The organism is Chitinophagaceae bacterium, from assembly GCA_007695095.1.
GTDB lineage: Bacteria > Bacteroidota > Bacteroidia > Chitinophagales > REEL01 > REEL01.
Genome location: REEL01000111.1, coordinates 18,842 through 44,407, shown reverse-complemented (window position 1 = coordinate 44,407; position 25,566 = coordinate 18,842). Strand labels below are relative to the sequence as shown.

At 36.8% G+C, this 25,566-nt stretch carries 19 protein-coding genes and 2 tRNA genes; 14 read left to right on the top strand and 7 right to left on the bottom strand.

Features of this window, described 5'->3' with window-relative positions:
- Positions 1-82 precede the first annotated feature (82 nt).
- A complete protein-coding gene (locus EA412_07295; protein TVR79025.1) occupies positions 83-934 on the bottom strand; it encodes a glycerophosphodiester phosphodiesterase in 852 nt (283 codons plus the stop codon).
- Positions 919-3,276 carry a hypothetical protein gene (locus EA412_07290; protein TVR79024.1) on the bottom strand — a complete coding sequence of 786 codons (2,358 nt, stop codon included), beginning with the start codon at positions 3,274-3,276 and terminating at the stop codon, positions 919-921. Before EA412_07290 ends, EA412_07295 begins: the two co-directional genes overlap by 16 nt.
- A gap of 189 nt (positions 3,277-3,465) precedes the next feature.
- Here EA412_07290 and scpB point away from each other — a divergent pair, with 189 nt between their 5' ends.
- The 6 genes from scpB to EA412_07260 all read left to right on the top strand — a co-directional run bounded on the left by scpB (position 3,466) and on the right by EA412_07260 (position 8,802).
- Positions 3,466-4,050 (top strand): SMC-Scp complex subunit ScpB, encoded by a 585-nt coding sequence (gene scpB / locus EA412_07285; GenBank protein ID TVR79048.1) that lies wholly within the window; start codon positions 3,466-3,468, stop codon positions 4,048-4,050.
- A 42-nt stretch (positions 4,051-4,092) separates the two neighbouring features.
- Positions 4,093-5,955, top strand: coding sequence for a T9SS C-terminal target domain-containing protein (locus tag EA412_07280; GenBank protein TVR79023.1), 1,863 nt, complete (start codon positions 4,093-4,095; stop codon positions 5,953-5,955).
- Between the two features lie 63 nt (positions 5,956-6,018).
- Positions 6,019-6,906: a DUF4271 domain-containing protein gene (locus tag EA412_07275; protein TVR79022.1), complete on the top strand. Its 888-nt coding sequence runs from the start codon at positions 6,019-6,021 to the stop codon at positions 6,904-6,906.
- Between the two features lie 18 nt (positions 6,907-6,924).
- Positions 6,925-7,692, top strand: coding sequence for a uroporphyrinogen-III synthase (locus EA412_07270; GenBank protein ID TVR79021.1), 768 nt, complete (start codon positions 6,925-6,927; stop codon positions 7,690-7,692).
- 10 nt (positions 7,693-7,702) lie between these two features.
- Positions 7,703-8,443: a M48 family peptidase gene (locus tag EA412_07265; protein TVR79020.1), complete on the top strand. Its 741-nt coding sequence runs from the start codon at positions 7,703-7,705 to the stop codon at positions 8,441-8,443.
- Between the two features lie 5 nt (positions 8,444-8,448).
- Positions 8,449-8,802: a (2Fe-2S) ferredoxin domain-containing protein gene (locus EA412_07260; GenBank protein TVR79019.1), complete on the top strand. Its 354-nt coding sequence runs from the start codon at positions 8,449-8,451 to the stop codon at positions 8,800-8,802.
- Positions 8,803-8,813: 11 nt separating this feature from the next.
- Here EA412_07260 and EA412_07255 read toward each other — a convergent pair whose 3' ends face one another.
- A complete protein-coding gene (locus tag EA412_07255; protein ID TVR79018.1) occupies positions 8,814-9,413 on the bottom strand; it encodes a ribonuclease HII in 600 nt (199 codons plus the stop codon).
- A gap of 316 nt (positions 9,414-9,729) precedes the next feature.
- Between EA412_07255 and EA412_07250 the strand changes: the two genes are divergently transcribed.
- From EA412_07250 to EA412_07240, 3 genes are all read left to right on the top strand, one after another.
- Complete coding sequence (locus tag EA412_07250; GenBank protein TVR79047.1) at positions 9,730-11,568, top strand: S9 family peptidase; 1,839 nt, start codon at positions 9,730-9,732, stop codon at positions 11,566-11,568.
- A 134-nt stretch (positions 11,569-11,702) separates the two neighbouring features.
- On the top strand, positions 11,703-12,266 hold the full coding sequence (locus EA412_07245; protein ID TVR79017.1) for a Crp/Fnr family transcriptional regulator: 564 nt from the start codon (positions 11,703-11,705) through the stop codon (positions 12,264-12,266).
- Between the two features lie 66 nt (positions 12,267-12,332).
- Complete coding sequence (locus EA412_07240) at positions 12,333-13,562, top strand: MFS transporter (protein ID TVR79016.1); 1,230 nt, start codon at positions 12,333-12,335, stop codon at positions 13,560-13,562.
- A gap of 229 nt (positions 13,563-13,791) precedes the next feature.
- Here the strand turns inward: EA412_07240 and EA412_07235 are convergent, their stop codons facing one another.
- The 3 genes from EA412_07235 to EA412_07225 form a co-directional block, all read right to left on the bottom strand.
- Positions 13,792-14,187, bottom strand: a complete 396-nt coding sequence (locus tag EA412_07235) for a hypothetical protein (GenBank protein TVR79015.1) — start codon at positions 14,185-14,187, stop codon at positions 13,792-13,794.
- Positions 14,188-14,229: 42 nt separating this feature from the next.
- A tRNA-Pro gene (locus EA412_07230) sits at positions 14,230-14,304 on the bottom strand.
- Positions 14,305-14,322: 18 nt separating this feature from the next.
- A tRNA-Ser gene (locus tag EA412_07225) sits at positions 14,323-14,411 on the bottom strand.
- A gap of 420 nt (positions 14,412-14,831) precedes the next feature.
- Here EA412_07225 and EA412_07220 point away from each other — a divergent pair.
- From EA412_07220 to EA412_07200, 5 genes are all read left to right on the top strand, one after another.
- On the top strand, positions 14,832-17,060 hold the full coding sequence (locus EA412_07220; protein ID TVR79014.1) for a patatin-like phospholipase family protein: 2,229 nt from the start codon (positions 14,832-14,834) through the stop codon (positions 17,058-17,060).
- A gap of 96 nt (positions 17,061-17,156) precedes the next feature.
- Complete coding sequence (locus EA412_07215; protein ID TVR79013.1) at positions 17,157-17,726, top strand: lamin tail domain-containing protein; 570 nt, start codon at positions 17,157-17,159, stop codon at positions 17,724-17,726.
- Positions 17,719-18,510: a hypothetical protein gene (locus tag EA412_07210; protein ID TVR79012.1), complete on the top strand. Its 792-nt coding sequence runs from the start codon at positions 17,719-17,721 to the stop codon at positions 18,508-18,510. The genes EA412_07215 and EA412_07210 overlap by 8 nt, the downstream gene beginning before the upstream one ends.
- Positions 18,511-19,665 carry a hypothetical protein gene (locus EA412_07205; GenBank protein ID TVR79011.1) on the top strand — a complete coding sequence of 385 codons (1,155 nt, stop codon included), beginning with the start codon at positions 18,511-18,513 and terminating at the stop codon, positions 19,663-19,665.
- Positions 19,666-19,792: 127 nt separating this feature from the next.
- Complete coding sequence (locus EA412_07200) at positions 19,793-24,517, top strand: T9SS C-terminal target domain-containing protein (protein TVR79010.1); 4,725 nt, start codon at positions 19,793-19,795, stop codon at positions 24,515-24,517.
- Positions 24,518-24,717: 200 nt separating this feature from the next.
- Here EA412_07200 and EA412_07195 read toward each other — a convergent pair whose 3' ends face one another.
- On the bottom strand, positions 24,718-25,473 hold the full coding sequence (locus EA412_07195) for a DUF4382 domain-containing protein (GenBank protein ID TVR79009.1): 756 nt from the start codon (positions 25,471-25,473) through the stop codon (positions 24,718-24,720).
- Positions 25,474-25,566: the final 93 nt, after the last annotated feature.

Below are 25,566 nucleotides of genomic sequence, written 5' to 3'. Positions count from 1 at the left end.
TTAGGTACTTGAATTGTAAAGATAATGAGCTTTTCTGTAAAAAAATAACCGAATACATTAAGGTAGCATGAAAAATATCTGTTTAATCCTTTTTAAGATCCAACATTCTCTCCGGATAATCTGTAATAATTCCATTTATTGGTTTGTTCATAAACTTTTTCAGATCCTTTACCTCATTAATAGTCCAAACAAAAGTTCCAAAATTATTTTTTCGTAAATTATTAATTACCGGACGAAAAGCAAACTTACTGTAAATATTAACCTGCTCAACAAAATCAAGTGTTTTTAAGTTTCTAAACCTGGGGGAAGTGTCTATATGAAAGGGCAGTCCGGGGGCATAAAGTACTAAAAGTTGATGCAACCTGAGTTCGGGATTAAGTGTATTTAAACGCACTAAAACTTCCGGGTAAAACGATTGAATAATAACCTTGTCAAGCATATTGTGCTCTAGCAGTATATTTAAAATATTTTCTTCAATTCCGGGATAAAAATCATCCCCTTTTTTTATTTCTAATAACAATTGAGTGTTGTTATCAATAAAAGGAAAAACTTCTTCAAGCAGCGGGACTTTCTCGCCGGCAAAAGATTTGTCCTTCCAAAGCCCTGCGTCTAAGCTTCGAATATATTCAATGCTGAGCTCTCCTACCTTTCCGTTTCCATTTGTTGTTCTGTCAACAGTTTTGTCATGAATAACAACAACTTTTTTATCAGCAGTTTGATGAACATCTATCTCAATAAAATCTACCTTCATTTCATAGGCTGCCTGAATAGCTGCAATCGTATTTTCAGGAAACACACCACTGGCTCCACGGTGAGCAATAACCTTTATATCATCTGCATCATGTGACATAGAAACGCTATTACAGGAAAGTAAAAAAAATAAAAATAAACAGCCTTTTTCGTAACCGGAAACTAATTTTATAAGCTTTTCCATGTTCTCATATAGGCTCTTCTTAAAAAACGTAGTCTTCGCTTATCTTCTGTATACTCACTAACTTTATTTCTGGGCTGTGGAGGTTGAGTCTGAAAAAAATCTCTTTGAGCAAATGCTTTTCCAAGTTGTCGCTGAAGATCTCTGATAGTGGCACTGCTGTATCTGTTATCTGCTAAAAAATGAATCATACTCAAAGCCTCTTCGTAGTCACTATTGTTAAGGTGAAACTGAACTGTTGCCTCCGAGAGTTGTCTGTTTCGCCTATACTCAACATATTCATTCAAATTGAGATGTTCAATTCCTTTTAATTCCAGTCTGTTTTCAATAAATATTTGCTCTGCTGAAATATACTTTTCAATTGCCGCTGAATATCTTCTGGCTGTAATATCTTTAGCTGCGTCCATTAGCTTTGACTGATAAATTGCTGCTGAAGCAATGTCTTCAATTCTGTTTTCAATATCTGCTCTTGATAAAGCACAATTTTGGTTTTCCTTAGCAACTTTCAGCGCTTTCTCAAGTTCTCCTCTTGCCAGAATAAAAATTTTCTCCGCTTCATATCCATTTGCGTTAGTCAATAAATTATCAATAGTATTTGATGCATTCTGACATACCAATTCAACAATGTTCTGATTTAAATCCTGTAATACCTCACTAATTTCTGGCTTACTTTCAATCCTATATTTTTTACTGATTCTGTCTGCATCACTCAATATTCTTTCAGCACCTCTTAAGTCGTTTTGATTCAGAAAAGATTGACCGCGATTGCTTAAAGCTAAAACTTTTTCTTCTGCTGTTTTTTTTGTTAACTGACTCCAATCTTCAGAAACTTTAATGTTATAATTTTCCTGTCTGCTGTATGCACTTTCCAAAACTTCAAAAGCCTCTTCATAAGCATTGTTTTGTACAAACCTTCTAGCTCGTAGTACCTCTTCGTCGAAAATATTTTGATGCAGCTTTTTTTCAGCATCAGCTACTCTGGCCTCTCCTCTGCTTATATCGTGCTCCCCGGCAAACTTTTTGGCCTCATCCAAAATGCTTTTAGCCTCATTATAATTTTCCTTTCCCATTGCGGCTTCCTTATCACTTAAAAAAGCGGTAAATATTGCTTCAGTAGTTTTGCTAAACCCCTCTCTTGCTGCCTGAGTACAAGCTAACTGTTGAGATTGATTACAAACGTAAAGCGCTCTGTCAAAATAGTAATAGGCATCGTTTAAATCGCCTTTTTGAAATTTTTCTTCTGCCGTTTTTATATCTCCGTCATAGATATCTTTCAATGCACGATTTATCTGTCTGGGAATGCTCATTGTTTCGTGAGACATTTTCTCAGCCCTTAACAATGTAGTGATAGCATCTGAGGTATCTCCTATTGCCAGTTGCGTCAATCCGTATTGAAAAACAACTATTGAAGCATCCGGATTGAACTGAAGAGACCGTTGAAAATCACTTTTAGCACTTTCAAAATCACTTCTGTTTAATGCCTGCATACCTCTGTCGTAATACATTTTATCCAGATTTCCGGCTACTTCTTGCAACTCATTTCTCACCTCAGCAGCCTGCATACCCGCTGCATTAAATTTTGGTACATAGCTCACGGGATCATAGGAGCTTAAGGGCAACAGGCGAGGAAACCTCCAATTACTCATTTGCTGAAGCAATAGCTCTGCCTGACTCAATTTTTGTTGATTTTCATCAATCTTTTCCAGATTATATGGGTCAATACTTTTTAAAATTCTATTTACATCATACAATTGACTTTCACTTAAATAATACGCATCTATAAGTTGAACCCTTTGGCTTAATGCACCTAAAGAATTATTATCATAAATCAGATTTATCCGGTTCAAATTTAATCGCCTGACTGTGAATGTATCCGGAATTTCTGTTATTGAAAGTTGAAATGGAACGCCCTGAAAAATAATTGGACGCATTTCATAAAAAACAGACTCTCCTCCTCTTCCCTGAAGAGAAACTTCCGCTCCAATTGCGGAGGGCTTGAGTTCTTCAGCTATGGGAAAACCTTTGTAGAGATAGTCCCCTGCAATAGACATTTCAGGAATTGAAAGGGCTATTTCTGCAATATTTCCGCTTGAAGTTATATATTCCAGCTTATAATCTACTTTTACATCAAAGCGTATTTGATTGACCGGTTTTTGAATGCCTCTGCCCAGTAAATTGATAATTCTGTTTACATACACCTGAGACCCGGACTGGGATTGTGCCTGTTGGTTTCTGAAAACATATGTTTCGCTGCTTTCTTCTGTAAAAACGACTCTGCTTTGTGAATAAGCAGACTCAGAAAAAGTAAAAATACTTAAGACAACTAAAAGTATAAGGTTTTTCATATACTAAATTTTATATGTATTAAACCCGATTGATTTCACAATCAAGTCACTTAATTAAAACTTTCAGAATGCTAAAATACACATAATGTGCCAGTTTTGTTTTTGTTTCTTAATTTCAAAAAAAAGTGTTTCTCTATAAAGCTTTTAAGTACATAAAATTCAAACAGTTTGTTTATTTTTGTTGGAGTTATGCAAAACATACAGCAACATATAGAAGCCCTTATTTTTTCTTCCACCGGGTCTATCAGTCCCGAAGAAATTTTGCAGGCTTTAGAAAAATGTTTTCAACAAACTTTTTCTCTTGAGGAGACTGAACTATTACTTGAAAAGATAATTACAAAATACAATAGTGATGAATTTCCTTTTTCAGTAGAAAAGGTCAATATGGGATACAAGTTCTACACTAAAGAACCTTATTATCAAATAGTTAAAACGCAAATTAACATAAAGGAAAAAAAGAAACTGTCTGCGGCAGCTCTAGAAACCTTGGCAATTATCGCTTACAAGCAACCTGTAACGAAATCAGATATTGAAAACATCAGAGGCGTTAGTGCTGATTATACTATACATAAATTACTGGAGAAAGAACTCATCTCCATTAAAGGTCGCTCGGATAGCCCCGGCAGGCCTGTTTTATATGCAACCAGTGAAGTATTTCTTGAACATTTCGGTATTAACGGACCGGAAGATTTACCAAAATTAAAAGAGCTCGAACCCTCTGAAAGCACAAGTCAGGCAACAGACATGAGCGACTTTGATGTAAATAAAAATTAACCTTAGTCAATTAAACCACTTTTTATCAAATAATTACCAACCTTGTTTATCAATTTTAAAGCAATTATGAAGTTTACAAAAAGTACTTATTTCGTTTTTACAGCCCTATTTATCTATCTCTGCATATTTGATTTGCAGGCAACGGCTAAGAGATTTAGTTTAAACCCTGAACTTGCTCCGTTTTATCATGGAGTGGCCAGTGGAGATCCATTGGCAGACAGAGTCATTTTATGGACGAGAGTAACCCCCGGAGACAATGACCCGGCTTTTATTGATGTAGAATGGGAAATCGCCTTAGACACCCTCTTTAACCAAATTGTTAATAGTGGTAATACATCAACGGATGCAAGTAAGGATTACACGGTTAATGTTGATGCTGATGGATTGCAAGCGAATACCTGGTATTATTTTCGATTTAATGCATTAGGAGAAACTTCCACTATTGGCAGAACACGAACGGCTCCAAGCGGTAATGTTGATCAATTAAGAGTAGCTGTAGTATCCTGTTCGAACTATCAGGCAGGGTATTTCAATGCTTATGAAAGAATGGCAAGCAGAAATGATATAGATTTGGTGATTCATCTTGGGGATTATATATATGAATATGAAACGGGCGGATACGGTTACTTTACTGCTGAAAGAGCACATAATCCGGATCACGAAACTGTAACTTTAGAAGACTACCGAATTCGTTATTCACATTACCGTTTAGACCCGGATTTACAACTGGCACATCAAAATTACCCCTGGATAGTTGTATGGGATGATCATGAAAGTGCTAATGATTCATGGTTTGGCGGTGCAGAAAATCATGATGCTTCTCAGGGTGACTGGTTTGATAGAAAAGGTAACTCTATCACCGCCTATTATGAATGGTTGCCAATGAGAAGACCCGACCCTTCTGATTTTGAACGAATCTGGCGAAATATTTCCTTTGGAGATTTGGTCGATTTTATAATGATAGATACCCGTTTATATGCAAGAGATGAACCTTTAGGAGTTACTTCTTCAGATTTGAATGACCCAAACAGAACTATGTTGGGAGATGTGCAGTATAACTGGCTGATAGATCAAATGACTAACTCAAATGCCCGTTGGAAAATAATTGGGCAACAGGTGATGATGGCTCCTTTAAGGGCTTTGGGTCAGGTTTTAAATGCCGATCAGTGGGACGGATACCAGGCTGAAAGAGCTAATTTATACAATGATATTTTAGGGAATAATGTAGAGAATGTTGTGGTTTTAACCGGTGACATCCACACTTCATGGGCGAATAACCTAATAGATAACAGTGGAAATAATGTGGCTGTAGAAGTTGTAACAACAAGCATTACATCGCCCGGATTCCCTTTCCAGTTGCCTTTGAACTTAATACAAGCTGCCAATAGTCATGTTCAGTGGGCCAACATTACAGAAAGAGGTTACACAATTTTAGATATCACAGAAGACAGAACCCAGGCAGATTGGTATCATGTGCCAACAGTTACCGAAAGAATTTATGAAGATAGCAGGGCTGCATCCTGGTTTGTAAATCATCAGGAGCGTTTTTTCAGGGAGTCACCAACGGGTTCTGTTCAGGATATTCCAAACCCTTCTTTGGCACCGGCACCTTCTATTTTTTCAAGCAGTCCTGAGAAATCAATTCCAATGACTATTTTGGGTACTTACCCTAACCCTTTTGAAAATCACTTTACTTTACAGTATTATTTATTTGAAGAGGCAAATCTGAAGTTGACGGTTACGGACATGGGTGCAAAAACGATTTTCAAACAACAGCTAAATGAGAATTCTCCGGGTTATTACTTATCTAAAATTGACTTAACCGGGATTCCTGCAGGTCAATATATTCTTAGCATTAACAATGGTAATCATGTTATGACACGTAAAATTTATAAAGTCCGTTAATATTAAAATGAATGAGCTCAATAATTGCTTTTTGCTAACTTTAAAGATTAAAAAAATGAACTTATGTGTATAATGTTTCCAAAAATGAATTCATTATATAGCATAATTTTATGTGTAGTTTTGTTTAGTACTTTTTTTTTCGCTGAGGCAGCTGTAGAAAATAACGGGCCCTATGATGACTTTGAAGCAAAGGAAATACTTTTCCCATCTAAAGAATATCCCAAACATTTTTTTGAACACGACATACTTAATAAACCAGGCAAAACGTCAACTTTAGTAATCAATGCCCGGCAAATAAAAACCAATCAGAATACTGCTTTTTTTATATTGCTTGTACTGACTCTCTTGATTGCCATAACAAAAAACGTCACCGGCAGAAACTATCAGAATATCTGGCGCTCTTTAAGCAGCGTAACCATTTCTAAGCAAATTTATTATGACCAAAAAATAGGTGTTCAGTTTTCTTATCTGCTATTGAATATTGTTTTTTTAATCAGCTTCAGCTTATGGCTGTTTTATCTACTTCCTTTGCTGGGCATTACATTAAACAAAGCGGGTATTTCAGTTTTCTTATGGATATTGGGAATAATCGTATTGTTATTTTTATCTAAAACACTACTGATACGGATTATGGCATTAATATTTCCTTTTGGTAGTTCATTGCGCTTATTCAGCTTTAACTGTTGGCAAATATATAAGGCAACCGGAATTCTTTTAATTCCTTTTAGCTTGTTAATAGCCTTTTCTACGCCTGAGGTTTCTGCTATTTCAGCCTACATATCAATTGTAATAGTGTTTCTTGTAATTGCTATGAGGGTTATCAAAGGATTAATTATTGGGAAAAATTATATTTTAACAGAAAAAAAGTTGTTTTTTTTGTATATTTGCACTCTTGAAATTGTGCCCGTGATTTTATTTATTAAAATTTTACAAAATGCGCAATTGATATAAAACCAAACTTTAGTTTGTATGGCAAAAAATAAGACTGCACCTCCAGTAAAGTCAATTCTAATATCTCAGCCCCCACCTGAAAATGGAAAATCTCCATTTCTTGACATTGCAAATAAATATAAGATAAAGGTAGACTTTCGTCCTTTTATTGAAGTTCAGCCCGTTTCTTATAAAGATTTCAGAAAAAACAAAATAGAAATACCGGAATACACTGCTGTGATTTTCAATAGCCGCAATTCCGTTGATCACTTTTTTAGAATTTGTGAAGAATCAAGATTAAAAATTTCGCAGGACATGAAATACTTTTGTATTTCTGAATCAATTGCGCTGTATTTGCAAAAGTATATTTTATACAGAAAACGAAAAGTGTTTTTTGGTAACGGAAGCAATTCCAGCTTAATCGAACTGGTTATCAAACATAAAGAAAAAGAGCGCTTTTTACTTCCCTGCTCTGATGTGCACAAGAAAGATGCTTTGGATACCCTGAAAAAAAATGATGTCAACTTTGATATGGCAATTATGTACAAAACAGTCAGCACTGACCTATCTGACCTCAAAGATCTTACTTATGATGCAATCATATTTTTTAGTCCTGCCGGATTAAAGTCTCTTTTTGAAAACTTTCCGGATTTTAAGCAAAACAAGACCCGGATTGGTGGCTTTGGACCTTACACGGAAAAAGCAATTCAGGATGCCGGACTCGAAATGCAGATAAAAGCCCCAACCAAAGACACTCCTTCAATGACAATGGCTATTGAAAAGTATATCAATCAAGTAAATAAATAATGAAGAGAAAATGGCAGGAGCAATAAATAAAACGCTTCACGATACCATCTACTTCAACAACTACGCAGTAAACATTTATGTTTACATTGAAAAAAGATCAAATTCCCGTGTTTCCCTTTGTAAAACAGGTGTTATTATTCGTTTACCGAAAGGAATGAATAAACATGAAAAAAACTTTTACATTTCTAAGTATACAGATTGGGCAAATCAAAAATTGCAAGAAATTCCTGACTTTTTTGAAAGAAAAAAAGAACTTTATAAAGATTACTCTAAAATTAACGAGCTAAAACTTTTTGGGCAGACCTATTCAATAAATTTCTTAGTAGTAGAAAATCGGGAAAAAATAAGTATTAAAAATAATGAGATTCACATTCTGGCTCATATACAAAGAAGTAAAAAAGAAATTTCGGAAACATTAGCAAGAGCTTTGGCTAAGTTTTTCAACTCCTATATGGTAGATAAAGTCGATGTCATAAATCGTCAACACTTTCAGGTAGAGGTTAAAAAAGTTCGTTTCAGAAATAACAAACGAGTTTGGGGCAGTTGCAGCAGCCGGGGCAATTTAAGTTTTTCTACCCGATTACTCTTGTGTCCCGAAAAGATAGTTGATTACCTGATTGTCCATGAATTAGCACATTTCATTCACCGAGATCATTCTTCTGCTTATTGGAAATGCGTGGAAAGTGTTATGCCTGATTATAGAGAAAGCGAAGCCTGGTTAAAAAAATATGGAGCGAATACTTATTTTTAAGCCTTATGAAATCAAATACACCATATAATCATCAGATTTTTGTCTGTACCAATGAAAGAAAGCAAGGGGGGCGAACCTGTTGCGGAGAAAGAAACGGGCTTTTATTGGTAGGCGCTTTTAAGAAATTGTTGAAGGATAAAAAGCTGAATTCAGAAGTGAGAGCCCAGCGAGCCGGATGCTTTGATTTTTGTGAATACGGCCCCATAGTAGTTATTTACCCTGAGGGAATTGTCTATGGAAAAGTAGAAGCCGGGGATGTTGAAGAAATTGTGAATCAGCATATTGTGAAAGGTAATGTTGTTAAAAAGCTTCTCGTTGATTTTAGCATACCGGCTGAAATTTGGCAAAAATCACCTTAGTTCAACACTGCTTAAAACAGCTTTTCAACCGGCTTTTCCGATAAGAGGCGAAAACCCTTTCGATGATATTCACAAGAACCATAAGTTGTTATAGCTTTTCTGTGTTCGATAGTCGGATAGCCTTTATTTTTTGACCACTTATAAACCGGATACTTCTCATGTAATGCAAGCATATATTCATCTCTGTAAAACTTACATAACACAGATGCCGCGGCAATAGAAGTAAATTTTGAATCTCCTTTTATTACGCAAAAATGCTCTACTTCATCAAAAGGGACAAATCGGTTTCCGTCCACTAATATAAACTCCGGATATACAGATAGGCCCCTCAATGCTTTATGCATAGCCATTAAAGAAGCTCTGAGAATGTTGTGTTTAAAAATTTCGTCCTCGCTGCATTTTGCAACAGACCAGGCAATAGCTTTTTTTTCTATTTCTGTGCGTAATCGACTTCTTTCCTTTGCTGAAAGTAGTTTAGAGTCGTTCAATCCCTCAATTTTTAAATCAGCGGGCAGAATTACCGCTGCCGCAAAAACGGGACCTGCAATACACCCTCTGCCGGCTTCATCACAGCCTGCCTCAATGACTTTTTTCTTATAATAGCTTTTCATTTAAATACGAACTTACGCTTTTTTAAAAAAATAAAAGTAATCTATTCGGCTTAATATCTTAAAGCTTGAGATACATTACATTTTAGTTTTTGTTTAGAATTAGAAAGAATAAAAATGTTTTTATTAAATTTGCAACTTAAAATTTAAATACCGGAAAATGAAAAGAAACCTTTTAATACTTATGATAGTCAGCTTTGTTCCCTTTTTTACCGCCTGTAATGAGTCTGATGGAGAAAAAACTGCTAAAAACGGAGAATCAAACTTTCCCTTGATTGATCCTGTTAATGATTCTTTAGAAGTTTTGAAATTAATTGAAATGGATGAAGGAAGTATACCTGTTGAACACTTTTTTCAAAACCCGGTAGAGACAGGATTTCAAATTTCTCCGAATGGCAAATATATTTCTTATTTGAGTCCTTATGAAAACCGTTTAAACATACATGTTAAAAACAGAGAAACCGGAGATGTTAAGCGCATTACGGATAGCGAGCATCGTGATATAATGGCCTACTTTTGGGCAAATAATGACAGACTTGTTTACCTAAACGACCGTGGTGGAGATGAAAATTACAGAATTTATGCGGTTAATAAAGACGGTTCAAATCAAAGAGATTTAACACCATTTGAAGATGTCAGAGCACAAATCATAGATGAGCTGGAAGATATTGAAGACGAAATGATAATTGGGCTTAACAAAAACAATCCTCAGCTTCATGAGCCTTACAGACTAAATATAGTGACCGGTGATTTAGAACAATTAGCCGAAAACACCGATATGTTCAACCCTATAATGGGTTGGTTAACTGATCACGACGGAAAAATACGCGTAGCATTAAAAATTGAAGGCGGAGTTAACACTACTTTGCTTTACAGAGAAACTGAAGAGGATGAATTTCAATCGGTTAAAACAGTTCCTTTTACGGAGTCTATAAGCCCTTTGTTTTTCACCTTTGATAACAAAAATGTCTATGCTTTATCTAACTTAAACAGAGATAAAACAGCTGTTGTTAAGATGGATATCAGAACCGGAGAGGAAATTGAGGAAATTTACAAAAATCCGGATTTTGATGTTTCAGGACTAAATTACTCAAGAAAAAGAAAAGTATTAACCACAGTAAGTTTTACTTCCTGGAAAAGAGAAAGATATGTTATTGACAATGAAATGAAGGATGTTATCAAAAGACTTGACAGAGAGTTTGACGGATATGAATACGGCATTACAAGCTCTACAAAAGATGAGAACATGATGGTAGTAAGAACCTATTCTGACAGGTCTTTGGGTTCCTTTTATTTGTATGACAGAAAAGCTGACACTTTTGAGTTTTTAGCAGAAGTAAACCCTGAATTAAATGAAGAAGAAATGGCTGAGATGAAGCCTGTAACTTATCAGTCAAGAGATGGTTTAACTATTCACGGATACTTAACATTACCGGTTGGCAAGGAAGCAGAAAATTTACCGGTTGTAGTGAATGTTCATGGTGGACCTTGGGCAAGAGACAACTGGGGTTTTAATCCTGAAGTGCAATTATTAGCCAACAGAGGTTATGCTGTATTTCAAATGAATTTCAGAGGATCTACCGGATATGGTAAAGAATTTTGGATGTCTTCTTTTAAGCAATGGGGACAAACCATGCAAGACGATGTAACAGATGGCGTTAAGTGGTTGATTGATGAAGGTATTGCAGACCCGGACAGAATTGCAATTTACGGAGCCAGTTATGGTGGTTATGCTGCTTTAGCGGGACTTACACTTACCCCGGAATTATATGCTTGCGGCATCAGCTATGTTGGCGTTTCCAATTTGTTTACTTTCCTGAAAACGATTCCTCCTTACTGGGAGCCATTATTGGATATGATGCACGAAATGGTTGGGCATCCTGAAAAAGACAGTATTATGTTTAGAGAAAACTCTCCTTTTTATCAGGTTGATAATATACAAGCTCCGTTATTTGTTGCTCAGGGTGCCAAAGACCCAAGAGTTAACAAAGCGGAATCCGATCAGATTGTAAACGCTCTTCGCGAAAGAAATATCAGTGTTCCATATCTTGTAAAAGAAAATGAAGGACACGGCTTCCTGAATGAAGAAAATCGCTTCGAGTTTTACAAGGCTATGTCAGGGTTTTTAAGAATGCACCTTCAGAAAGATGAGATTTAATCTTTAGAAATATAAATCGTTTAAAAACAAAAAAGCCTCTGAATTCAGGGGCTTTTTTATGCTATATGGGAAAAAATAAAAAGTATCGTTAGGTTTTGTCTATTTTACATTGAAAAAACTAAAATTAATTAGCTGTGGAGATTAATTCTTTTTTTGATAGCATTTATAAGGTCTCAGAGGAGGCAAAAGAAGCCTTGGAGCAGATTATTTATTTAAAAAGTTACTCTAAAAATGATTTAATACAGGATGTTGGAAGCAGGTGTCGAACGGTCTATTTAGTTAAAGATGGCTGCGCTCGAATTTTTTATCACAAGGATGGAAATGATATTACCGAGCATTTTGCTTTTGAAAACGAACTTATCGTGAGAGCTGAAAGTCTTTTTACCGGAGAGCCAACACTAAAAGGCATTCAAGCCATTGAAAAAACAACTATTATAAGTATTGATTCCGATTCTCTATTTAATAAGTTATACGATAAACACCACGACATAGAAAGGCTATTCCGTCTGCTTTTTGAAAGAGAGTATGTGAATACGGTAAAAAGAATTGAAAGTCTGCAATTTAACACGGCAAAAGAAAGATATTTAGAGCTTTTAGAAACAACTGACTATGTCCAAAAAATCCCTCTTAAATATATTTCTACTTATCTTGGAATTACCCAGGTGTCGTTAAGCAGAATAAGAGCTGAAATTCGTTGATTATTTATCATTTGTAAAATAATTAGTTACTAAATCATCAGACCTTTGTATTCTATAAAATCAAAAATGAATACAGATAATATAAAGCTCGGACTAAGAGAAAATTGGAAGCAATTCACCATTTTGGTAATCATCAATGCTTTTGTTGGTGGAATGATTGGAATGGAACGTACTATTATTCCGCAATTTGCTGAGTTAGAATTTGGGATAGCTTCAAAGACAGCCATACTTTCATTTATAACAGCCTTCGGAATTTCAAAAGCCATTGCCAACTATTACACGGGAAGGCTTGCTAATAAATTTGGAAGAAAGAATCTGCTTTTATACGGTTGGTTAATCGCAATACCGGTTCCGTTTATGTTAATGTATGCCCCCAATTGGAGCTTTGTTATTTTTGCCAATGTGCTACTGGGAGTAAGCCAAGGTGTAACCTGGAGCAGCACAGTGGTAATGAAAATAGATCTTGTCGGTGAAAAAAACAGAGGGTTAGCAATGGGCTTAAATGAGTTTGCAGGGTATTTTGCAGTTGGCTTAGTAGCATTATTGACAGGTTATGTAGCCAATAGGTATGGAGTCACTCCTTACCCATTTTACATTGGTATTTTTATTTCCATTGTTGGTTTTATATTAACTGCCTTATGGGTAAAAGATACTAATGTTTTTGTCCAAAAAGAAGGCAAAACAGACAATACTGTAAAACTTAAAAATGTGTTTTTTGATACAACATTTAAAAACAAAACACTAAGCTCAGTAACACAAGCAGGATTAATCAACAATCTCAATGACGGAATGATTTGGGGTTTACTCCCAATTGTTTTGTTTGCGCTTAATTTCGACAATACTAATATTGGAATAATCACTGCTATTTATCCAACTGTTTGGGGTATAGGACAACTTTTTACAGGTAAAATGTCTGACCATTACTCAAAAAAAGCAATGCTGTTTTGGGGAATGCTTTTACAAGGTCTGGCTATTTTGCTCATTCCCTTTAGTAACGACTTTTATGTTTTAGCTTCCATATCGGCAATTTTAGGTTTAGGAACGGCATTGGTCTACCCCACATTCCTCAGCACCATTGCCCAAGCCACAAGTCCAGGACAACGAGCAGAAAGTATAGGCACTTTCAGACTTTGGCGAGATTTAGGTTATGCCTTTGGTGCTGTAATTTCCGGTATTACAGCCGACTTATTCGGAGTTGAATATGCTATTTTTCTGATTGGTGGGCTGACAATTATTTCTTCATTCATAATCAAATTCCGTATGCCTAAAGAAATAAAAATTATAGAAAAAACCTGAGTGACAATTAGATACACTGTGCTCTCCTTAAATTTGCAATCATAATTTTTCCATAAAATGCTACCATATTCCTTTCAGACTTTATAAACTTTCTACTTTCAACTTCTCTCTTAGGTCTTGGTCTCTTGGCTTCTCACCCTGCCTAGTGCCTACTGCCGCTGCCTACTTTCCCTTGGGTCTTGGTCTACTTGGAATTTGGGCTCTTGGGTCTTCTTTCCTCTCTCCCTCTCTACTTTTTCCAAAGGCGTAATAGTAAAATTTCAAAAGCAAGAAAAAGCAGAGCAATAGCAATACACCATTTCCAAAAATCACTACCAAAGTTAAGGCTTACCATCGCCTTTTGAATTTCAGCGAATTTAGTAACCTCAAGAATTTCAAAATTTGTTTGCGGAAGATAATTTCTAAGCGTTGCAGCATCGACAAATGACATTTCGGATTCACTTCTGTCGTAGTTAAATGCCAGAACAGGACTTTCACTTTGCTCAGGGATATCCAACGAATAAAATCCGGCTTCCGGGAGATCTTCTTCCAGGTATATAAGCGTCTCCTTAAATCCCTTTAGAAAGAATCTATTTCCACAAAAAAAACAGCCAACACTATTCAGGAGAAACTGCCCAAAAAGCAAAAAACGCAAAGCCTTAAAAATAAAGCTTTGCGTTTCAAAAAGTCGGGGTGGCAGGATTCGAACCTGCGACCCCCTGGTCCCAAACCAGGTGCGCTAACCGGGCTGCGCTACACCCCGAAATTTTCTTTGATTCTGCGGAGAGGGCGGGATTCGAACCCGCGGTACCGCGTAAACGGTACGACGATTTAGCAAACCGCTCCTTTCGACCACTCAGGCACCTCTCCAAAATGGTGACGCAAAGATAAAAAAAATGATTTTAAATTAAACACAACTGTTCGAAAATATTTAAGCCTTTTTTAGCATGCTTTTTTTGCTTAATTAAAAACCGGATTTTTCTCATTGTTTTAGTCGTTGAAATCCCCTCAAACATTCTTTAAAACTGCCTTAAAACCCACATCTACCACTCATATTCTTTCATTTTTTATCCCAAAAGATTTAGTAGCTTCTTCCAAAAAAACAAAAAGTCTCTTTTTACGTAAAAATTAATATTTATAACATCAGACACATTACTAATGAGGCTTTTAATGATAAGTGCTTTTTTTCATAAAAAATGACTGACATTTCCTCCGTAATAGACTGATTTAATAAAAAAGCTTATATTTTTGAAAAACTGATTACAATCATGCTTATTTCACAGACATAATATGCAATTTTTAAAAAGTCTGCCTTATTTTTTCCCTTTTCGTTTATTGGTATTGCATGTTAAGCATCACCTGGTTCTGCTTTTAATCTGGCTTTGGTTGTGGTTTATAATTGCCGGAAGCTTTGGCAAAACACACGGGATTTCATTTCTGTTTTTAGACCCGGAATATGTCGGAGAAGTGAATTTCCTTAGTTTCTTCTTAGTAGGCCTTACTCTGGGAGGCTTCCTGATAACCTGGAATATTACAACTTATGTACTGAACAGTCACCGTTTTCCCTTTATGGCTACATTGAAGAGGCCGTTTGCCATGTTTTCTCTTAATAATTCTATTTTACCTGTATTTTTTATCGCCAGCTATTCCTTTTACATTTTTGTTTTTCAAATCAATAATGAATTTCGGGGGGAGGAAAATGCAATTTATTTCATCTTAAGCTTACTGTTGGGCATTGTGGCAAGCCTTATGCTGTCAAGCCTTTATTTCTATTTCACCAATAAAAATGTTTTTCAATTGTTTGGCTTTCGAATGCCTAAAGACAGCCCACTGAGAAAACTCACAAAAACCAAAGCCCAAAAGTGGGAAGACCTGCAGCAAACAAGCAACATCATGAAGGTGGACTACTTTATCACCAGCACCTTTAAAATCAGACACACCCGAAGTGTTGAACACTATGATGACAATATACTAAAACGCGTTTTTAAGCAACACCATTTCAATGCCTTAGTTATACAGTTGGTGAGTATTTTTTTATTGGCCGCATTGGGTGTTTTAATTGATTATGAGGCCTTTAGAATTCCGGCAGCAGCCAGTATATTCCTGCTTTTTGCCTTATTGATGTCTTTGTCGGGGGTTTTCTCTTTTTGGATGGGCTCCTGGAAGACAGCTTTATTTATTTTTTTACTGGTTGGACTAAATCAGGTAAGTAAATACGATTTATTTATTTTTGATAATCGCGCTTATGGCCTTGACTACAATATTCCACCGGCGGAGTATTCTCTGGCAAAACTCAAAGGCATGGCTGAATATGAAAATATGCAGGCAGATATCAGACACAACGAGCAAATTTTAAACAACTGGAAAGAAAAGTTAGGCAAAGAAAAACCAAGAATGATAGTAATGTCTATCAGCGGAGGTGGAAATAGTGCTGCCATGTTTACATACCGGATTTTACAAAAAGCCGACAGCCTGATGGACAATCAATTGTTTAATTATACAACTATGATAACCGGTGCCAGTGGCGGCATGTTTGGAGCTGCACAAGCACGGGAAATGTATTTACAACAAACACTCGGTAATATTGATGATTTTCATGACCCGGCATATAGTTTTAATGTGGCGGAGGATTTATTAACTCCGCTAATTTTTACCAGTGTTGTAAACGATTTGTTTTATCCCTGGCAAAAATTTGAATGGGGAGGTCATACTTATCATAAAGACCGCGGATTTGTTTTTGAAGAATCTTTTTTAAGAAATAATGGCTATTACTTAGATAAGCGATTAGATGAATATCTGGAATATGAAGCTCAGGCAGTTATCCCGAAAATGATTATTACACCTACCATAATAAATGATGGTAGAAAGCTTTTGATTTCTCCACAACCGGTCAGATATTTAATGAGGCCGGTTTTAAACCGCGGTCAAATTGACAACTTTGTGGTAGATGCTGTCGATTTTAAAAACTTATTTGAGGAACAGGGAGGTGGCAATTTAAGATTTATCTCCGCAGTAAGAATGAATGGCACGTATCCCTATATTTTGCCAAATGTAAGCTTACCGACAAGCCCGCAAACAGAAGTGATGGATGCCGGCTTTCGGGATAACTTCGGACTGCAATTAGCTACCAGATATGTGCATGCCATGAAAAACTGGATTAATGAACATACAGGTGGGGTTATTTTTGTTCAAATCAGAGCGTTTAAACATGAAGACGATTTTGGCAGCTTCGGAAGACCAACTTTTCTTTCAAGAATGTTTACCCCGGTAGGAAATCTATATTCAAATCTGAGTAAAGAACATGATTATAATAATGCTTTTATGTATCAGTTTGTAAAAGATGTTTTAGACGTTCCCACAGACCTGATAAATTTTAACTACATACCGGGTAAAAAAGAAGAAAGAGTTGCCCTGAGTCTCAGGCTGACAACTAAAGAAAAATATGACATTTTAGAGTCTGTAGAAAATCTTGAAAACCAACAGGCACTAAGGCGTTTGAGAGAGTTAATCCAAAAGTAATCGTAACCTCCTTTTCCATTAGTCCAAAATTTAATATTAACTTAACTTTCCGAAGCTTTTCAACTGCTGATATTTGCCGATTTTTGTAAAAAAATCATGCATAGGTATTTAATTTTATTCGTCATCTTGCTTGCTTTAAATGCATGTACAAAAGACAGAATTTTTGAAGGCGTAAATGCACCGGTGCCAATGTCCGAAGATGTATGGTCTGATAAAATTGACAAGGGGTTTTTATTCATCAATGAGTTTGTTGCACGCGGAAGCAGGCTCACCAATGAATTTGGTCAGGATGAAGACTGGATAGAACTGTATTATCCCGGAAACTATACTGTCACCTTAGCTGCCGGTCGTTGGTATATAACCGATGATTTAGAAGAGCCGGACATGTATCTGCTTCCTGAAATGACATTAAAAGCAAAAGAGTATATAGTGTTATTTGCTGACGGTAATGATACAGTAGCTTCAAATATTCACACCAACTTCAGACTATCCGGAGACGGTGAGCAAATAGGTATTTTTTATAAAAAAGATGAAAATACTTTTATTGCAATAGATACGCTGACTTTTGGTCCGCAGCAATCCGGTGTCAGCTATGGCAGAATTCCTGATGGCGGTCCTAACTGGTTCTTTTTGATAAATCCTACACCGGGCAAACCAAATGAATAAACTCCTTAACACCCAAGTGTTTCAATTCAAGGCTTTATTTCTGTTCTTATTCCTTTTTTCACTTCATTTGCCCCTTGACTTGTGGAGTCAGGACAGGCGTGACATGAGAAAAACAGAGCGTTTGCCAACGCCCAAACATTTAGAATTTATCCTTTTATCTATTCCGGAGCCCTCAGGAATAACAATGAACCTAACAAATGATGGGTTTTTTATAGTAAGCGATGACGGCTATCTATATGAAACAAACCTCAGAGGTGATATAATTCGCAAATCTTCCTTTACGGGTATAGATTTTGAAGCTGTTTATGTAGACAGTAATTTTGTTTATGTGGTGGAAGAAAGCAATCGAAGAATCCGGTTTTTCGACCATGAGAATCTCAGTTTGCAAAGAACGGTTTACGTTCCTTATTCCGGTGGTAGAAATAAAGGCTTTGAGTCTTTTACTTATAATCATGCAAAATCTAAGTGGATATTAATTACCGAGAAAGACCCCATTGTCATTTTTGAATTAAACCATGACTTTCAGGTTACAAACAAGGTAATCATTCAGTTGGCAAGAGATATTTCTGATGCTACCTGGTATGATGACAGCCTTTGGTTGTTGAGTGATGAGGACAGAAAAATCATAAAAGTTAACCCTTTGACATATATGCCGGAACTCATAATTCCATTGAGAATAATCAATCCGGAGGGACTTGTCTTTGGCCCGGATAATAAGCTCTATGTAATTAGTGATGATATGGAAAGATTGTATATTTTTAAATCACCGGTAAACACTCCATAAATGTTCTATACACGGTTTTTTCATCGAAACAGCCTTGCTTGCTTTCTTGTTTTGGGCTTTGTAATTGGGTTTTCTCAAACCTTAAAGGCGCAATTTACTATTACAAAAGAAGATCATGTCATCGAAATAGGAGCGGCTTTTACAAATTACTACAATTATCGTTTTTATGCGGATGATGAAACAAATTTTCGAAAGAACAGATTCCGACTGAAAGATGCTCAGCTTAAAATAGACGGAAGACACTATCATGATTTTTCTTATGAGTTGCAGGCTGACTTTTCAGGCTTAGCCTTAAGTGAATATGATGGGGAAAATCCTTTTTTAATGGATGCCTGGGTTTCATATACCGGTTTGCCTGTCGATATAAAGGTCGGTTATCAGAAAGTGCCTTTTTCCAGAAATTCAATGGTTCCCTTTCGAAGAATGCCTTTCTTTCAACGTGCAGAAATGAACCGGGGAGATGTTTATTACCGCAGAGATTTGGGTGTAACGCTGAGCAGGTCGATGTGGAGACAACGTCTAAGAGTTTATGCAGGGGCTTATACCGGACTTGGAGAAACCGGTTTGGCAGGAGATAATGATCCGAGCGGGAAACTGGAGTATGTTTTCAGGACGGACCTTTCTTACCCTACCCGTTTCAGATACAGAGAAATGGATTTAAATGTGAGCCCCTTACCTATGTTTTCTGTTGGTTTAAACGGCAGATATACAGATAAAAATGTTACCGCCGGAAGCCGATATCAATTATTAAATGTAGATGGTGAAAAATATACTTATGGTGCAGATGCTTCCTTTCAGTACATGGGTTTGAATGTTCAATTAGAATGGCTTCAAATTATGGCCTATCCCAATCAGCCAACACTATTATACAATGCTGAAACTGATTTTTTTAGAGCCGGTGGCTATATGGCTCAGGCTTCATATTTCATAAAACCTATTAAATCAGTTTTTGCTGTAAGATATGATGAGTTAAATCCACATGACCTTATTGTGGGAAATACACGAAAAACTATTTCCTTTGCATATAACTTTTTAATTAATGGAGACGACAACCTGATTCGCCTTCAATACTGGCACAGACTGGAAGAAGAGCAAACCGGACTGCCCTGGTCAGAGGACCAAATAAGAATTGGTTGGGTTTTCAACCTCTATTAATTGTTTTATCGAAGTCTTTGATTATTTTTGCATATATTTTAAAATTGATATTAACAACAAGCTTATTTTATCTCTTTAAAATCAGTATTTATAAATCCTGAAAACTAATACACCCAAAACATTTCCTATGAAAAAATTAACTTTTGTCATTTTACTGAGCTTTCTTTTTAGCGGCTTTTTATTAGAAAGTAAGGCTCAAGACACTCTGTTTTATGAAGATTTCGGTTCTGTAGCTGCCTTTCCTGACGGTTGGGGCGGTGATACTGCAACTGTTTGGAGCGTTGCAACTACCGGTTCTTCAAGCGGTTATCCGGGTGCATCCGGTGGTGCTCAAGCCCGCTCTGCCAATAATCAGGTTGGAAGCCTTGTCTATAACAACAACCTTTCAACGGTTGGTTTTGAAAATTTAAGTATAATTTGGGGTGGCCGAAGGACTGCCACAAAACCACCAATAACTTTAGAGTGGTCGGCAGATGGAATTAACTGGAACAGCGTATCCTTTAATGACGTGGACAATGATGGAAGCTGGGATTTGGTAAACAACGGAGTTTCTATAGACCTACCACAGTCAGCAGAAAATCTAAGCAACTTACAGTTACGCTGGACCGTTGATGCTCCGGGTACTTATCGAATTGACGATGTTTTATTGACCGGAATTGATGCCACTTCTTTTACTAATTTCTATTCCAAAACCACCGGTGACCTGAATGATGTAACTACCTGGGGAGAAAATGCCGACGGCAGCGGAAACAGCCCGCTTAACTTCAGTGATAACGATCAGCGATTTAACATAGTAAACAGAGATACCTTTCAGCTAAGCGCAGACTGGACAGTTACAGGTTCAAATGCAAAAGCAATTTTAGGAGACGGTACAAACTCAACTGTACTTATTGTTCCCAATAATTTTGAATTAAATGCATTGATAGATGTACAAAACGAAGCTACTCTTATTTTAGAAAATGAACTTATCCCCCAATTAGGACAGCTTTCCGGTGGAAGCACAGTTTCTTATAACCAAACTGACTCTACTGAAATTCAAGCAGCAGCTTATGCAAACTTAGTCCTTTCGGGAGCTTATAAATTTGCAACGAGTGATTTTCAGGTTTCTGAAAACCTTTTATTGACCAACGAGAATACATTTGGAGCCGAACCGGCCAGTGGTCGTATTGAACTTACCATAGGAGGTAGCTTTTTTATTGACTCTAACAGCAATATGAGTCTTATTTGCAGTGAAAATTTAGACATAACTACCTCAGGAAATGGAATGCAGGTTTTTGCATCAGACAATGACTTTTTGATGTATAATTTTCAAAGCACTAAAACTTCAGGCTCTTTTATGATCAATGCTAATGAGTTTTATATTGAAAATAGTTTATCGACTAATTATGGATCTAATGCATCTTTCGTTGACGGAGGTAGTCTGATTATAGTAGGAAATAATCTTTCCATGGGCGGAAGTTCATCCGGATATACGCTTACCGGTGCTGTAGTTTTAAGCCGCTTTGATGATAACAACTCACATAATATTCAGGGGAATAACAACAATGAGCCTATCGCAGCGCATCTGAACATTTTGAATATCAGCACTCAGGCAGATAATATAAACTTCAGGCCCAATAGCGGTAACAATGACATTTTTATAAAATCAAACTTAACCATATCGGGAGCATTTACCGGTAATGCAAGATTTTTCGATAATAATATTCACATTGGAGGTAATTACTTTTACGGCGAAACGGTTGACAAAATAGATGAAGGCCAAAGCACGCTTATCTTTAATGGAACGGGAAATCAAAATTTTAACTCGATGGTCACAGATGCTGATACCCTTTATAATATAATCGTAGATAAAGCAAGCGGAAACTTAGTTGCCGGAACCAATATGTATTTAAAAGGAGGACTGGACTTGGTCTCCGGAAATGTAAATACCAGCGAAAATGCTCAATTAATTTTTGGCCCCGGCTATGCTTTAAGTGGTGGCAGCATAAATTCATTTATCAATGGACCTGCATCAGCAGTTATAGATACAGATACAGCTGTAACACTGTCTTTCCCTACCGGAAAAGCCGGAAACTACAGACCGGCTTCTATCAGCATAACTCAATCTGCTGCAAATGCTGCAAAATATACTTTTGAGCAAATAGAAGGTTCGGCTCCGCTGAAATTTCTCCCTTCTACTTTAGATTCTGTTTCTTCTGTAAGACATTACATTTTAGAAGTTTCTTCAGGTGCTCCATCAATAGTAAATGGAGAAATTCAGTTAAGTTACGGAACAGATGATAATGTTTCTGATCCGGGTATTTTACGTATCGCACAGGAAGATGGCGCTGATTGGATTGACTTAGGTGGTTTTGGCTCGGCTGCAGGCAGTGGAAACATCACTTCTTCAGTGAATTTTACTCAAACCGGGGAATTTATTTTAGCCTATTCTGAATCAAGTGTTCCTCTTCCAACAGTATGGACAAGTATGGATACCATCAGTTTTGAAACTATAGTTGGAGTTACTCCTGCTGCACAGTCATTCGAAATCGCTGCTGAAAACCTGACTCAAAACCTTAGTTTGAATGCTCCTGCCAAGTTTGAGATTTCTCTTACAGAGGCTTTTGGATACAGCACTTCATTAAATTTAACTCAAACAAACGGAGAAGTTGATACTACAACTATTTATGTTCGCTATCTGGCAGACCTGATTGCGACTGATTTTGATTCTTTATTGATAAACTCCGGAAACATTAATTTTTCAAGTATTATTTTAATTGGTGAAACGCTTCCTGACCTTGACTTACCAACACCTTTTCAGCTATGTGAAGGAGCTTATAGTTTCACTGAGTGGGATGCAAGTGAACCGGCAGGCACTTATCCCGAAAGTATGACTTTTCAATATGCAAATCAGCAAGATCCCGGCTTGATATACAATGATTTAGCCGGTACTTATAATTGTGCATATAATTTATCTGCAAGGCCACGAATAAATGGAGAAGGCTCCAATGGTATTAGCTTTATCAATACCGGCAGTCCTCAGTTTGATGATTGCCAAAGTGGCGCTACGGTAAATAATATCTTTATGGGTGGTGCATTACTTGCTTTAGACGCTTCTAACAGAGCAAATCTAAACGTGAGCTGGACCGGAACTTTAATAACCCAAACAGGAGGAAGCCGGATTTATAATATTCGCTTGCAGTATCGTGTTGGAGATGAGGGTCTATTTGAAGATATACCGGGTGCGCTTGAATTTTCTTCTGATGGCCTTTCAAATGGTGATAGCATTCGTTTTGAAAACGTAATTATTCCGGCAGATGCTGACAATGAAGAAGTTGTTCACCTTAGATGGCTATATTATACAGATGGCTCTGGTGGTGGTACCCGCCCAAGAATTGGTCTTGGAAATATTGAAGTAGATTCTGAAAACTTTTATGCTCCTGAAAGTGATTTGGTAATTGTACCAAACTCAGGCAGTCCTACTATTAACCCGGCAAATACAGGGCCTATAAATAACATTACAGATGGTGTTCAGATTCTGGAATTTACAATTAGAGATGGCGGAGCAAACCTTTCCGATCCGGATGATTTGCCAACAATTATTACGGACCTGAAATTTATCCCCGGCCCGGCAAATACTATCAGTGACTTTACGCAGGTTTTTCAAGCGGTTGCTTTGTTTAATGGTACAGCTAAAATAGGAAATGGTGTTATTGAAAGTAACGAGATCATCTTCACATCAGTACCGGATATGATAGCTCAGGATAATGATTCAGCAAACTTTACTTTACGTATCAGTTTCTTAGCCGGAACAGCTCCCGATGGTGAAAGAGTGCAGCTGGCTTTATTACCCGAAGACATAGTAACAGCTAATGACTGTGAAAGCTCAGGGATTGCTCAGCTAAGTACAATCTTTACCGACCCTATGGAAAACCTGATAGTTGTAGAGGCTACTGAGTTAGTTTTTGCAAATGTTCCTTCTCAAATCATAGTAGGTCAACCTTTTAATATAACTGTCAGAGCTACGGATGAGTTTGGAAATATTTCAAATGTTCCAAGAAGTGTTACTTTAGTTCAGGGTAACGGAAACGGAACTCTCAGCAGTACGAATGGCTTAGGTCCATTTGCTATGACAAACGGTGTTTACGATTTTACTGCCCTCATTTATGATGAGGCAGAAAGCTTTCTTTTAGTTGCAGAAGACGATCAAACGCCTATGCTGGACGGTTCCATTGTTTTAGAGGTATTGCCTCCATGTACCAGACCTGAAATTAATGCTTCTAATGTGATTGTCGATCCGTTGAGTTCAACAGATGCTATTTTAAACTGGACAAATGGAGACGGCACAGGCAGAATGTTAGTTATTAGTGAAAGTGCAAGTCCTGATACGCCTCCAACTGACGGCACTGCTTATACTTTTAATCAGGCTTACGGCACAGCAGGTACAGAACTGGGTAATGGATTTGTTGTTTATTCAGGTTCAGGATTATCTGTAAACCTAACCGGTATGCAACCCAACACAACCTACTACTATGCTATTTATGAGTTTGATTGTGCTCCGGATAAACTATATCTGACAGATGATGTGTCTACAGGAAGTTTTGTAATTACCAATATTGAGGAAGCGGACTTAACATCGAAGATTAATGTTTATCCAAATCCGAATAGCGGACAGTTTGTTATAGAAACAGGTATTAACACAAACTGGCAAGTTCAAATTTATAATGTGAAAGGAAGTCTTTATTATGAGACGGTTACTTATGGCCAGTTTTTAGAGATAAATCTTGAAAATGCTCAAAAAGGTTTACTATTTATTCGACTGACAGATTTAGAAACAGGTCGTTTTGTAACCAATAAGATTATTGTTGAATAAACCGTAAGGAAAATAAGGCTTTAGAAAAAGGAGTATGGGTTAGGTCAGTGAACAAAAGCTGATACAACTCATACTCTTTTTTATTAAATAATAGTTTTTATAACACTTAGCTGTAAGCTTTCAGTAAAATTGTAAAATAAAAAATCAGGGTAAAAGCTTTTACCCTGATTTTTATCAGACTGGCATATCCGTCCACATAGTTAGTTTAGTTGTACCGTACCTAAATCGGTATTTTGTCCATTTACGATATCAACATTTGATATAATCGTATCATTAGCAGGAGCCGGAGGCGTAATTAAAACCTCATAAGTACCGGCATCAAGACCCATAATATAAAATCCGCCACTGGGGTCTATAAAGGTAGAAATAGTATCCGACCCTGTAATAGCTGAGACGGCAGTCGGTTGCAAGACGGGAGAAACATTGCCGGAAAGAGTTCCAAAAACACCATCCAGAAATACTCTCAAAACCGGTTTTAGAATAAATGCTCCTGCGCCGGTTTCAACTATAGATTTAGAAGCATCAAAATCTATCCAAAAAACATATTCCATGTCTTCTACCAAATCATGGTTTACATTCACTTTTAAACCGGATTGTTGTGCACTTGGAGTACTTAAAGGGTGAACGACTCCATTTTTTACAATCGTATTGCTGTCCTCACCTAAAATCAATCTTATTTGATTTAATTTTCCGGCCGGAATAAAATCTGTCGCAATTATAGTATCGTTCCCATTGGTAAAGTCCAATAAGTTATAAACCCCCGGGTTAACCGCTAAACTGACAGGCCCTCCGGGTCTTATAAGTTCCAGACCAATAATGTGTACATTCACCTCATCATAAAGCTCAGGTGCATCAATCAGGCGGAACTCTACTTTTGCTTCACCATTTTTTTCATCCTTATTACATGCTGCAAGACCAAAAGCCAATACAGCTAAAACAATCATTAATTTTTTCATCAGATATACATTTAAATTATATAAGAAAATATTTTTCTTGTAATATGCTGTTCAATAATGCAGCCAAAAGACAACATTGAAACTCAAAGCTAT